Origin of the sequence: Bradyrhizobium sp. AUGA SZCCT0431 (genome assembly GCF_018131065.1) — a bacterium.
Lineage (GTDB): Bacteria > Pseudomonadota > Alphaproteobacteria > Rhizobiales > Xanthobacteraceae > Bradyrhizobium.
This window is the reverse complement of record NZ_JAFCLR010000006.1, coordinates 153,105-165,879: the sequence shown is the minus strand read 5'-3', so window position 1 is coordinate 165,879 and position 12,775 is coordinate 153,105. Positions and strand designations below refer to the sequence as shown.

12 protein-coding genes are annotated in these 12,775 nt (G+C 65.8%); 6 read left to right on the top strand and 6 right to left on the bottom strand.

Going from position 1 to position 12,775, the window contains the following annotated elements:
* The first annotated feature begins 4 nt into the window (after positions 1-4).
* The 6 genes from JQ567_RS07580 to JQ567_RS07555 all read left to right on the top strand — a co-directional run bounded on the left by JQ567_RS07580 (position 5) and on the right by JQ567_RS07555 (position 5,388).
* Complete coding sequence (locus JQ567_RS07580; protein WP_312017365.1) at positions 5-718, top strand: GntR family transcriptional regulator; 714 nt, start codon at positions 5-7, stop codon at positions 716-718.
* Between the two features lie 67 nt (positions 719-785).
* Entirely contained in the window at positions 786-1,565 is a 780-nt protein-coding gene (locus JQ567_RS07575; RefSeq protein WP_212438237.1) for an SDR family oxidoreductase, read from the top strand.
* An 11-nt stretch (positions 1,566-1,576) separates the two neighbouring features.
* Positions 1,577-2,722 carry a pyridoxal phosphate-dependent aminotransferase gene (locus JQ567_RS07570; RefSeq protein WP_212438236.1) on the top strand — a complete coding sequence of 382 codons (1,146 nt, stop codon included), beginning with the start codon at positions 1,577-1,579 and terminating at the stop codon, positions 2,720-2,722.
* Between the two features lie 12 nt (positions 2,723-2,734).
* Complete coding sequence (locus JQ567_RS07565; protein ID WP_212438235.1) at positions 2,735-3,616, top strand: alpha/beta fold hydrolase; 882 nt, start codon at positions 2,735-2,737, stop codon at positions 3,614-3,616.
* Between the two features lie 4 nt (positions 3,617-3,620).
* Positions 3,621-4,883 (top strand): hydantoinase/carbamoylase family amidase, encoded by a 1,263-nt coding sequence (locus JQ567_RS07560; protein ID WP_212438234.1) that lies wholly within the window; start codon positions 3,621-3,623, stop codon positions 4,881-4,883.
* A 10-nt stretch (positions 4,884-4,893) separates the two neighbouring features.
* Entirely contained in the window at positions 4,894-5,388 is a 495-nt protein-coding gene (locus JQ567_RS07555) for a flavin reductase (RefSeq protein ID WP_212438233.1), read from the top strand.
* Between the two features lie 51 nt (positions 5,389-5,439).
* On the opposite strand, the gene JQ567_RS07550 is transcribed toward JQ567_RS07555, so the two are convergent.
* Genes JQ567_RS07550 through JQ567_RS07525 form a run of 6 tightly spaced genes read right to left on the bottom strand, consistent with a single transcriptional unit; the run spans position 5,440 to position 12,739 of the window.
* Positions 5,440-7,809, bottom strand: coding sequence for a xanthine dehydrogenase family protein molybdopterin-binding subunit (locus JQ567_RS07550; RefSeq protein ID WP_212438232.1), 2,370 nt, complete (start codon positions 7,807-7,809; stop codon positions 5,440-5,442).
* 14 nt (positions 7,810-7,823) lie between these two features.
* Positions 7,824-8,282 carry a (2Fe-2S)-binding protein gene (locus JQ567_RS07545; RefSeq protein WP_212438231.1) on the bottom strand — a complete coding sequence of 153 codons (459 nt, stop codon included), beginning with the start codon at positions 8,280-8,282 and terminating at the stop codon, positions 7,824-7,826.
* Between the two features lie 24 nt (positions 8,283-8,306).
* The gene (locus tag JQ567_RS07540) at positions 8,307-9,182 is read right to left on the bottom strand and encodes a xanthine dehydrogenase family protein subunit M (RefSeq protein WP_212438230.1); all 876 of its coding nucleotides are present in this window, start codon (positions 9,180-9,182) and stop codon (positions 8,307-8,309) included.
* Entirely contained in the window at positions 9,179-10,192 is a 1,014-nt protein-coding gene (locus JQ567_RS07535; protein WP_212438229.1) for an ABC transporter permease, read from the bottom strand. Before JQ567_RS07535 ends, JQ567_RS07540 begins: the two co-directional genes overlap by 4 nt.
* The gene (locus JQ567_RS07530; RefSeq protein ID WP_212438228.1) at positions 10,185-11,204 is read right to left on the bottom strand and encodes an ABC transporter permease; all 1,020 of its coding nucleotides are present in this window, start codon (positions 11,202-11,204) and stop codon (positions 10,185-10,187) included. The genes JQ567_RS07535 and JQ567_RS07530 overlap by 8 nt, the downstream gene beginning before the upstream one ends.
* Complete coding sequence (locus JQ567_RS07525; RefSeq protein WP_212438227.1) at positions 11,201-12,739, bottom strand: sugar ABC transporter ATP-binding protein; 1,539 nt, start codon at positions 12,737-12,739, stop codon at positions 11,201-11,203. The genes JQ567_RS07530 and JQ567_RS07525 overlap by 4 nt, the downstream gene beginning before the upstream one ends.
* Positions 12,740-12,775 lie beyond the last annotated feature (36 nt).

Below are 12,775 nucleotides of genomic sequence, written 5' to 3'. Positions count from 1 at the left end.
CAATGTGACGATCCTTGGTGCACAGAATGCAGGCAAACGTGCCAAAAATGGGCAGGCTTCCGTTGCCCAGATCCCCGGCGTGACGCTGGCGGAGAGCCTGCGCCAACAGCTCGAAGGGGCGATCGCGGCCGGCCACCTCGAGCCCGGTAGCCGGCTCGATGAACAGGAGATCGCGCAGCGCTTCGGCGTCTCGCGGACCCCGGTGCGGGAGGCATTCCGACTGATGGCCGCCAACAATCTGGTCGAGTTACGCGGGCGTCAGGGCGCGACCGTGCGCGCCATCAAGGCCGAGGCGCTGATCGAGATGTTCCAGGTGATGGCCGAGCTCGAAGGGCTATGCGCGCGGCTCGCCGCGCGGCGGGTGTCGCAGGCCTGGGGGATTGAAATATCAGAGATTCATCAACGGCTTGTGGCTGCCGGCGAAACCGGCGACATCGATGTGTTTTATGACGTCAATCAGGAATTCCACGAGGCGATCTACGAAGCTTCGCGCAACGCCTTTCTGGCCGATCAGACACGAAAACTGCGCAACCAGGTGGCGGCCTATCGCCGCCGGGTGACGCGAATGCCGAACCGGATCGCCGACACCGTGCGCGAGCACGAGGCGATCATGCAGGCGATCCTGGCCCATGATCCGGAGCGGGCTCACAACACCATGCGCGACCACGTCAATCTGCTTGGCGACAACCTCCTGGACTTTCTCGCAGCCTTTAAGTAGCCGTCGGATCTCTTGGTATGCAAATTGCTTAGATTTGTATATCTGAATTGCGTCCTGGAGATTTGGCGTGGAACTTAAGCTGAGAAACAAGACGGCTCTGATCACTGGCGCCTCGAAAGGCATCGGGCTTGCGGTGGCCGAGGTGTTTGCCGCCGAAGGATGCCATTTGCATCTGGCGGCCCGCAACGGCGAGGCCATGCTGACGGCCAAGCAAGATCTCGAAGCCCGCCATGGCGTGAAGGTGACGATTCACGCGCTGGACCTGTCGGGCACGGCGGCGATGGAGCAACTCGCGGCAGAAGTCGGCGACATCGACATCCTGATCAACAATGCCGGCGATATACCGGCCGGTTCGCTGGAGATTCTCGACGACGCCGCCTGGCGCCGCGGCTTCGATCTCAAGGTGTTCGGCTACATCACCCTGTCGCGTCTTTACTATCCGCGGATGAAGGGCAAGGACGGCGTCATCCTCAACATCATCGGCAATTCCGGTGAGAACTGGGATGCGAGCTATATCGCGGGCAGCACAGGTAATGCGGCGCTGATGTCCTTTACCAAAGCGCTCGGCGGGGCCAGCCTCAATCACGGGGTTCGCGTCGTTGCCGTCAATCCGGGTCCGGTCGCCACCGACCGCATGCTCAAGATCATGAAGCGCAAGGCGATCGACATGCTCGGCGACGAGGGCCGCTGGGAAGAACTGTTCGACAAATATCCCGGCAAGCGTCCGGCCACATCAGAGGAAGTCGCAGATCTCGTCGCGTTCCTGTCCTCACCCAAGGCCGGCTACATCACGGGCACCGTGGTGACGATCGACGGCGGCATCGCCGCCCGCGGCTCCGTGATCTGAGACGCAAGGCCATGTCCAAGCTTGAATCCACTGCGCTGACCCGTAACCGCTATTTCGACGAGCTTTCGGCGACGCCGGGCCTCTATTGGCTCGGGCAGAACACCAATCACATCGAAAGCCATCCGGCGGTGCGCGAGGCGATGCTGCACTCCATCGAGGCCGGCGAGTTCAACGCCTATGCGCCGCCGCTGGGCTTCGAGGCGCTGCGCAGCGCGATCGTGACCGATCTCGGCACGCCCGGCGCGGAAGCGCTCGTGACCGAAGGCGGCGTCAATGCGCTGGCGATGATCTGCCGCGCGCGGTGCAGGCCAGGCACAACGCTCGTCACCACCGATCCGACCTGGAAATGGCCGTGCCTGTTCGCGCGCCAGCAGGGCGCGGAGGTGATCGAGATCCCGATCTACGATCCCGCCTGTAACTACCGCCTGACGGCAGACGCGCTGAAGGCGCATGTCGACGAGCGCACAGCGATCATCTATCTGGTCGATCCCAACAATCCGCTCGGCATCCGCTATTCCAGCGAGGAGATCGAAAGCTTTGCGGCGATCGCGCGCGATTGCGGTGCGCTGCTGGTGCACGATTGCACCTATCGTGATTTCGCCGATGGCCATACCCCGGCACTACATGCGGCACCGGAAGGCGCCGTCGTCTCGATGAGTTTTTCCAAATGGCTCGGCCTCGCCGGGCTGCGCATCGGGGCTCTGGTCGCGGCACCCAGGCTGTTCGAGGAATTGGCGCAGACCTCGACCAGCGTGCTGGGCGCGAGCGTCGTTGCCCAGCGTGCCGCGCAAGCCGGGCTCGCCGTCAAGAGCGAATGGATGAGCAAGGTCCGCAGCATCGATCGCGCCAACAAGGCAATGATCCGGGAGGCAGCGGTAGCGATCGAGGGGCTTGTGCTGCCGATTTTCCCTTCGCACGGCAATTTCCTGGTGCTGGAAACCATCGCGGCCGGCATCCGTCCCGAAGCCCTGGTCGAATGCTATCGCCGGCAGGGCATCATGATCCGCCAGGGCACCTATCACACGCAACGCTTCGGCGATCGCTTCGTGAAGGTGAGCACCTCCGTTCCGTCGTCCTGGGTGGAAAAGTTCTGCACGCTGCTGCCGGAGATGGTGGCGCAGGCGCGCACGCTGAACGATTTGCCGCCGCAATTCTGAAAGGTCTTGCCGATGTCAGTTATCACCACCAGGGATGACGTTAAGCTGTATGTCGAGGAGGCGGGCGAGGGCACGCCAATCCTCTTTATCCATGAATTCGGCGGCAACCACGCGAGCTGGGAGCCGCAGCTGCGCTATTTCAGCCGCCGTCACCGCTGCATTACCTATGCCGCGCGCGGCTATCCGCCGTCGGACGTACCTGACAGCGTTGATGCCTATTCGCAAGCCATCGCTGCGGACGATGCCGTCGCCGTGCTCGACGCCCTGAAAATCGACAAGGCGCACATCGTCGGGCTTTCGATGGGCGGCTTCTGCACCGTGCATTTTGGGCTGCGGACGCCGCAGCGCGCGCGCTCGCTCACCGTCGCCGGCGCCGGCTATGGCTGCGAGAAGGAGTACGAGGAGTATTTTCGCGGTGTTTCGCTGGAAGTTGCCGACAATTTTGAAAAGCAGGGAGCCAGGGAATTCTCGAAGATCTATGCGCTCGGCGCGAGCAGGGTGCAGTTCCAGAACAAGGATCCGCGCGGCTGGCAGGAGTTCGCCGACCGCCTCGCCACCCATTCCGATCGCGGCGCAGCCAACACCATGCGCGGCGTACAGGCGCGCCGGCCCTCGTTCTACGATCTCGAGGACGAACTGAAACAGATGCAGGTGCCGACCCTGGTGGTGGTCGGCGACGAGGACGATCACTGCCTGCAGCCGGGCATCTTCCTGAAGAAGACGATTCCGGCTTGCGGGCTCTCGGTTTTCCCGAAAACTGGCCACACCCTCAATCTCGAGGAGCCTGCGGCGTTCAATGCGCTGCTGGCCGAGTTCATCGCCCAGGTCGAGGCCGGCCGCTGGCTGCCGCGCGATCCGCGCGCGCTGCCGGGCCAAATCATGCGCACCAAATAGATCGATGGCCCCCATTTGCATGATCAACGCCGATCGACTCTGGACGCGGTTGATGGCGCTCGCCGAGATCGGCGCGACGCCGGCCGGCGGCGTCAACCGTCAGGCGTTGAGCGACGGCGAGATTGCTGCCTGGCACCGCGTCATCGGCTGGGCGCGGGAAGCCGGTTTGACGGCGGCGACCGATGCGGCGGGTAATTTGTTCCTGACGCTGGCCGGACGCGATCGCGCCGCGCCGCCGCTCCTCGTCGGCAGTCATCTTGACAGTCAGCCGACCGGCGGAAAGTTCGATGGTGCGGCGGGCGTCATGGCCGCGCTTGAGGTGGCAGTGTCTTTCACGGAGCGTGGCGAGACGCCAGCGCGTGATCTGGTCGTGGTCGCCTGGATGAACGAGGAAGGTTGTCGCTTCGCGCCCGGCATGATGGGCTCGGAAGCGTTTATCGGCGTGCGCGGCATCGAGGCGATCCGCGCCGTGCGCGATGCGAGCGGTATCAGCGTCGGCGAAGCACTTGACCGGTTGCATGCGGCGTTTCCCGACCTGCCGCGCAAGCCGCTCGGCTTTGCGGCCGCGGCGTATCTCGAACTGCACATCGAGCAGGGGCCGCTGCTGGAAGCTGCAGGCCACACTATCGGCGTCGTCACCGGCATCCAGGGCAAAAAGACGTTTGAGGGCGTGGTCGCGGGTGCTGAGGGGCACGCCGGCACGCTGCCGCAACAGCAGCGACGCGATGCGCTGGCTGCTTTCGCGCGGATAGCGGCAGCGCTTCACGCCCAGATCGGCGCCATCGATGCCGAGATCAAGTTCACCATCGGCCGGGTCACGGTCGAACCGAACGCGCCATCGGTGGTGCCGTCGCGTGTTACCTTCAGCATTGACCTGCGGCATCCGGACAATGCCGTGCTCGATGCGGCCGCCGCCCGCGTCGCCGCGCTCTGCCATCAGCACGCGCCGCCCTGCACCGTCATGATTGACCCGCTGGTTGATGCGCCATCGAATGACTTCGATCTCAATCTGCGGGAGCGCATCGGGCGAGCGGCGCACAACCAGGGCTTGCCTTTCATGGCCATCCTGTCCGCTGCCGGCCACGACGCGCGCCATCTCGCCAAGATGTGCCCGGCCGCGATGATTTTCATCCCTTGCCGGGACGGTGTGAGCCATGTCGAGCACGAATGGGCCGAGCCTGATCATGTTGCCGCAGGCGCTTCCGTCCTGGCGCAGGTGTTGCGTGAGCTTGCACTTGCCGATCAGCCATTCGTCGTCGGGGCCTGAGGAGCGCTTCATGTCGATAGTTTCCAGCCAGGATTACCGCGATGCGATGTCGTGTCTTGGCGCCGCGGTCAATATCGTCACTACCGATGGTAACGCAGGACGAGCCGGCTTCACCGCATCCGCCATCTGCAGCGTGACCGATGATCCGCCGACTTTGCTGGTATGCATGAACCGCGGATCATCCGCCTATGCCAGCGTGACAGGGAATGGCGTGCTTTGTGTGAACGTACTATCGGGCCGACACGAGCGACTGTCGCGGCTGTTCGGCGGCGGGATCCCGGTCGACGAACGATTTGCGGCGGCGGCGTGGTCGACCTTGGAAACGGGTGCGTCCGTTTTGATCGACTGCGCGGTCTCCTTCGACTGCAGCATCGTCGACGTCGCCAACGTTGGTACGCATGACGTATTGTTCTGCCGTGTGGTCGCACTGCGGAGATCGGACTGCACGGACAATTTGATCTACTTTGGCCGCGACTACCACGTGGTGAGGGCCGGTCTGACCTGAGGTCGGCGACGCTTGGCACCGCGGCCACGTGCTCTCGCGCCCGGTCCGTTTTTATGTGCGAGCTGAGGCGCCGTGGGGGCGCACCAGATTGTCCGCCCATGCCTCTGCAATGTGCGCCAAAATGAGTTCCTGATTGCGGTCGAGCAGGAGCTCGAGCACGCGCGGTGGCGTCAGTGGCAGTTCCTGGACGCGCTTTCCTGTCGCATTCGCGACCGCGCATGCGATGGCCGCGCCGACATTGAGGATGGGCACTTCGCCGGCACCCTTGGTGCCGAACGGTCCGATTGACGGCGCACCCTCGTAGAGGCTGATTTCGACCGGCACGACATCAAGCGCCAGCGGCACGCGATAGGTTTCGAAGCCGCTCTGGTTGACGCGGCCGTTGGTGCCGATCGTGACCTCTTCGTGCAAGGCATAGCCCAGTCCCTGCACGACGCCGCCCTGGATCTGGCCCTGGATAGCGCGCGGGTTCAGCGCGCGGCCGACATCCTGGACGACGCGATAGCAGAGCACTTCGACATGTCCAGTCTCCCTGTCGACGGCGACCTCGCAGTCATGGACAGCGAATACGGGGATGTCGATCGCGTCGATGAAGTGGCCAGCAACGCATCCCGGCATCGCCGGCACGCCGGCTCCCGTGAAGGCGCCGGTGCCGGAGACCGGTCCGATCTGGGCCTGGGCGCGGGTCGCAACCTCCGCGACCGTGCGGCCCGAACCGGGCGCGCCGGCGATCTCGATTCGTCCCTGGCGCATCACGAGGTCTTCCGGGGCCGCCTCGATCATGTCAGAGGCGACCTTGAGCAGCTTTGTGCGTACTTCCTGCGCGGCCGACAGACTGGCTGCGCCGAGCGCGACCGTGGTGCGGCCGCCGCCGACGCCGACATCGTAGCCGGCCGCATCGGTGTCGGCGGCGCGCACGATCACGTTTTCTGGGTCAATGCCGAGCGTGCTGGCGACGATCTGGGGAAGGCTCTGCATCATCGAACCGGAGCCGATCTCGACGCCTGACGTCACCAGCGTGACGGTGCCATCGGCGTTCATGTTCACGGTTGCCGCCGAAGGACCGACAAAGACGAACCAGGTGCCGACCGTGGTGGCGCGGCCAAACAGCCGGCCGTCGGCAAGCTTGCGGGGCGGGGCGGCCGCGTCGCGCAGCGTGTCCATCCGCGCGAGCATCGGGCCGAGCACGTCGCCCTCGAACACCTGGCCGGTGGCGCCGAGATCGCCATCGCCGAGCACGTTGCGGCGGCGGAAGGCGAGGGGATCGATACCGATCCGGGCGGCGATCTCGTCGGTGTGCCGTTCCAACGCGAAGGTGTTGTAGACGCCGTTGCAACAGCGGAACGCCCCGTTCGGAGCGGTGTTGGTGTAGACCGCACGCGAGACCAGCCTCACCGCGCCGAGCCGGTAGTTGCCGCCGAGCGTGTGCGCGGTCATGGTGGTCAGGAAGATCTGTTCTCCGCCATAGGCCCCGCAGTCCATCAGGACGACGGCTTCGCGCCCGACGATCTCGCCTTCGCGTGTCACCGCCGAGCGAATGCGGATCTCGGCATTCTCGCGGAACAGGCAGGTCAGCATCTCCTCCTCCCGCGAGTTGACCAGCCGGACCGGCCGGCCGCTGGCGCGGGCAAGCAGGGCGGCGAAGGGTTCGACAGCAAGATCGAATTTGAGGCCGAAGCCGCCGCCGACCGGCGGTACCGTGACGCGCACCTGCGATGCGGCGACACCCAGGAGCCGTGCGGTTGCGTTGCGGATGCCCCAGGGTACCTGGGTCGAGGTTTCGATGTGGAAACGGCCGTCTTCGTAGCTTGCGACCACCGCGCGTGGCTCGAAGGCGACATGGTTTTGGCGGCCGACGCGGAAGACGCTCTCGATGATCTCGACGTCCGGTCTCGCGAAGGCGCCATCGACATCGCCGCGGACCACGGTCGCCTCCCAGGCGACGTTACCTTCGCGTGCCCCGCCCTCAAGCAGGATCTCATGGTCGCGCCAGCCGGGATGAACGAGCGGCGCGTCAGGCGCAAGCGCCTCTGCCATGGTGAGCACGGCCGTCACGGGCGCGATCTCGACCTCGATTGCCGCGAGGGCAGCCTGGGCCTGGGCAAACGTGTCGGCGGCGATGGCGGCCAGCGGTTCGCCGTCGTAGCGGACCACGTCGCGAGCAAACAGCGGATGATCGGCGATGCCGATTCCGATCTTGCCGGGCGCGTCGGCGGCGGTCACCACGGCGCGCACGCCGGGCATGCGCGCGGCTTTGGCGGTGTCGAGGCGGACGATGCGTCCCGAGGGGACGCTGGCGCGTAGCACCGCGGCGTGCAACATGCCCGGTAGATAACGATCGACGGTGTAGCGCGTGTGGCCGCGCAGCTTGTCGCCGGCATCGCGGCGTCGGAAATCCATGGTTGCGGAAACGTCGGCCATCGCTGGGCCTCCCATCATGTCGCGGTGAGCGCCCGCACGGCCGCTTCGACGATGCTCTCATATCCGGTGCACCGGCAGATGTTGCCGGTCAGCGCGGAGCGGACGTCGTCGCGCGTTGCGCCCGGCGTTGCCTTCAGGAGATGCGTCAAGGTCACCACCATGCCGGGAAAACACATGCCGCATTGCACGGCGTCGCAGGCTTCGAGCGCCTGCTGGATCGGGTTCAATGTGCCATTTGCGGCGAGGCCTTCGACGGTGCGGACCTCGCAACCCTGCGCGAGCGCCGCGGGCATCAGACACGATAAAGTGGGCCTGTCGTCGACCAGCACCATACAGGCGCCGCAAAAGCCCTCGCGGCAGACCGGCTTGACGCCGGTCAGGTGAAACTCCTCGCGCAGGACGTCGACCAGCGGCGTGACGGGATCGGCGGTGAAGCCGCGACGATCGCCGTTGACGTTCAGGCTCAGGGCCATGTTCACCTCCATCAACATCGGCGCTCAGCTGCCAAGCGCGGCGACGGCCGCGCGACGCACAAGGCTTGGCAACACGCTCACGCGGTACCAGGCCGGCACCTCGACGCTGTCGCGGCCGGTGAATTCATCGGCCAGTTCGGCCGCGACCTTGGTAGCCTGTGTCGGATCCAGCACGTGGCCGAGCAACGCCGCTTCGAGCCGGACCCAGCGGCGCCCGACCGGTTCGACCGAACCGACGGCGATCCGAACGGCCTGCACACGGTTTGCCGGATCGATCGCCACCGCGAGGCTGACGATGGCGACCGGGTAGTCGCCCGACTGGCGCAGCGGCAGGCGGGCATGGGCGGTCTTGCGCGCGTTCCGCGGCACGACGATCCGCGTGAGCAGCCGGCCGGGTGCGAGTCTCGATCGCATCCTGAGGAACTGTTCCAGACCGATCCGCTCACGATCGTTTCGGCTGGCAATTTCGACCTCGGCGTTGAGGCAGAGCAGCGCCGGCACACAATCCGCCGCGGCGAACGCCGACGCCGAGAGGTTGCCCCCGATCGTTGCCATCGTGCGGATCGCCGGGTTGGCGGAGCGGCCGGCGGCCGCCGCGAGGACGCCGAACTCGGGGAGACCGGCCAAAGCCATTGCCAACGCCGCGTGTGTGACCGCGGCGCCAATCTCGATCGTGTCGGTGCCGATCTGGACCGCGCTCAGTTCGGGGATTTTCCCGATCGCGACATAGTGCGCCTTGAGCTGCTCGTGCCGGATCGCAGACCGCATGATCCAGGTGCCACCGGCAAAGGGAGCGCCAGCGGCGCCGTAGTCGCTCAGCGCATCGAGTGCTGCCGGCAGCGAGGGCGCGACGTAGAACGATCCCGCCGGACCGCTTTGCAGGAGGGGATTAGTCGTCATTGGCGCCGCTCCAGTCGCAGGCGATCGAGCAGCACGCCGATGATGACGATCGCGCCCAGCACGACCATCTGGACGTACCCGTCGATGCGGGTGAGATTCATGCCGTTGGAGAGGATGGTGACGAACAAGGCGCCGAGCACCGCGGTGCCGACCCCGCCGCGTCCGCCGGCGAGGCTAGTTCCGCCGACCACGGCGCCTGCAATCGCCTGCAGCGACAGCGAGCCGCCGAGATTAGGTTCGCCCGAGCCGGTGCGTGCCGTCATCATGATGGCGCCGAGGGCGGCGAGGGCCGAGCACAGCACATAGGTGAGAACCAGGATGCGCTTCACCGGCAAGCCCGCCACCGCTGCGGCGCGCGGGTTGGTGCCGATGATGTAGAGCGAGCGACCGAAGACGGTACGTGCCAGCATCAGTTGCAGCACGATGCCGATCGCGACGGTGATTGCGATGGCGGCGGGGACACCGAATATGTTGCCGCCGTAGAAGATCTGCGAGAACGGGCCCGGCACGCCCTGCACGGGCCGTCCGGCCGACAGCGTCGTCGCAACGCCGATCGCGATATTGTAGCTGCCGAGGGTTGCGACAAAGGGGTTCACGCCGAGCAGTGCGATCACCACGCCATTGAACAGGCCGCACGCGATGCCAAGGCCGAAGCCGGCGCCAAGTCCGGCGAGCAGGACGGTGGCCGTATCGTGGCCCGATGCGGTGGCGCCGGCCATCGCCAGCGCGGTGCCGACACTGACCATCGATACCGTCGGACCAAGGGCAAGATCGAAGCCGCGTGTCAGGATGACCACGGTCTGCGCCATGGCGAAGAGCGCGAGATAGCTGGTCTGCTGGGCGATGTTGAGCAGATTGGCCGGGGACAGCACCCGGCTGTCGACGGCGGCAAAGCCGAGCAGCAGCACGACCAGCGCGATCGGCAGCATCGCGCGCCAGAGCCATTCGGCCGGAAGCCATTTCGTATGGCCGGTGTCCTTGGCGGCGACCGACAATTCGAGGTCAGACACGGGACTTCCTCCGTCGGCTGAGTTCGTCGAGCGCCACGGCCGCTACCATGATGACGCCAAGGAAAACCGGCTGCAGGCGGGAGTCGATGTGCAGGAGGTTGAGCGCGTTGCCGAGGATGGTCAGAAACAGCGCGCTGATGGCGACGATCTCGACCCGGCCGACGCCACCGCGCAGGCTGACCCCGCCGATCACGGCGGCGGCGATCGACTGCAGCATCATGCGGTCGCCGCCAAAGCTGGCCTGGCCGGAGCCTACCTGCGCGGTAAGCAATATGCCGGCGAGGGCGGCGAGCACGCTGGAGAGGACATAGGTGCCGACGATGTGGCGCTGGATCGACACGCCGGACACCACGGCCGCATCGACGTTGCCGCCGATCGCATAGACGTAGCGGCCGAACAAGGTTCGCCGCTGCGCGAACATCGTCACGAGGATGACGGCGAGTGCGAGGTAGACAGCGGTCGGCAGGCCGAACACCTGGGCGCGCCCAAAACCTTTTACGAAAGCCTCGGGCATGCCGTAGACCGGGATGCCGCTGGTGATCATGAGGCCGACGCCGGCGGTCGCCGACATCGTGCCGAGCGTCACCACGAAGCCCGAGACCTTGAGTTTCGCCACGCAGAAGCCGTTGACGAGCCCGACCAGCAGTCCGCAGCCGAGCCCGGCAGCGACGCCACTTGCGATGACGAGGGCGTTGTTGCCGGGATACGCGACCGCCGCGGCCGCCATGGTCTTTGCGGTCACCACACTGGCGAGCGCGACGACGGCGCCGACCGAGAGGTCAAAACCGCCCGCGATGATCACCAGCGCCTGGCCGCAAGCGACGATCGCGAGAAACGATGCGTTGCGCAGGATGTTGAGGATGTTGATGATGCCGTAAAACTGGGGATCGATCGCCGACATGCCGGCGATAAGCGCGACCAGCAGCGCCGGCAGCAATCCGATCCGTCCGGCGATCGATCGGCCAGAGCCGATGGAAGTCCGAGGTTGGGTGGCGGTGAGGGCCGTGCTCATGCGACCTCCGCCGCAAGGTGATCGCGGAAGAAGCTCGCAAGCACGTTCTGCTCGGTCTTCTCGGCGCCTTTCAGCTCGGTGGCGACCCGGCCATGGTGCATGACGTAGAGCCGGTTCGATAGCGCCAGCACCTCCGGCAATTCGGACGACACCACGATGACCGCGGCGCCGGCCTCGACGAGACGCTTCATGAATTCGTAGACCTCGAGCTTGGCGCCGACGTCGATACCGACGCTCGGCTCGTCGAACAGGAAGACGGTCAGCTCGCGCGTCAGCGCGCGCCCGAGCATCACCTTCTGGCGGTTGCCGCCGGACAGCGCGCCTGCTGCCCGCTCGATGTTGGGCGGCCTGAGCTGCAACTGCTCCATGATGCCGGAGATCGTGATGCGCTCCGCAGCCTGTCGCAGCACGCCGAAGCGGGCGAACGCGGGCAGGTCTAGTCCGGTCATCGAGGCGTTCTCGCGGATCGGACGCGACAGCGCGAGCCCTTCGGCGATCCGGTTGGCGGGAAAATAGGCGATGCCATGCTTCAGGCTGCGCCGCGGCGCCGGGAATTCGTAACGCAAGCCATCGATCCGGACCACGCCCGAAGCCATCGGCTCCAGCCCGTAGATGGCGCGGATCAGCTCCGATTTGCCGCAGCCGACGAGGCCTGCAATGCCGGTGATCTCGCCAGCCTGGGCGTAGAAGTTCACGTCGCGAACGCTGCCGTCGGTCAAGGTGAGGTTTTCGACGTCGACCATAACCTTGCCCGGCTTGTGCGCGATCGTCGGAAACAGCAGGTCGATCTTGCGGCCAGTCATCAGTTCGACCAGTTCGCCGTCGGTCGACGTGGCGGCATCGAGGGTGCGGATATGGCGGCCGTCGCGCAGCACGGTGACGCGGTCGGCAAGCGCCCGGATCTCGCGCATGCGGTGCGAGACATAGATCAGCCCGACATTCTGGCTCTTCAGCCGGGCAATCAGCTCGAACAGCCGTCCGGTCTCGCGCTCTGTCAGCGAGGCGGTCGGCTCGTCGAGGATGAGCAGGCGCACCCGGCCGAGCAGCGCCTTGGCGATCTCCGTCATCTGCTGGTGCGCGCGCGAGAGATCGTCGACCCGCTGCGACGGATCAAGGTCGAAGCCGAGTTCGTCGATCAGCGCCCGGGCTCGCTTGCGCATCTCGCGCGCCCGCAACACGCCGCCGCTCGAGACTTCGCGGCCGAGGAACAGGTTCTCTTCCACCGTGAGGCTTGGAACCAGCGAGAATTCCTGGAACACCGGGCTGATGCCGATCGCGCGCGCCCGCTGCGGCGTGAGGTGGCGGATTTCCTCGCCGCCGAAATGGAATGTGCCTTCGTCGGGCGGAAACGTCCCTGACACCACATTGATCAGGGTCGATTTGCCGGCGCCGTTCTCGCCGAACAGCACATGCAGTTCGCCGGCACGGACATCGAGATCGACCCGGTCGAGCGCGCGGACGCCGGTGAATCGTTTTGAGGTCCCCCGCAATGCGAGCAGGGGTTCGGCCTGCTTCAAGTCGATGCCGACATCCATCCGCGTCTCCGTAGGCGGCCGGTAGCGGGCGGGAGT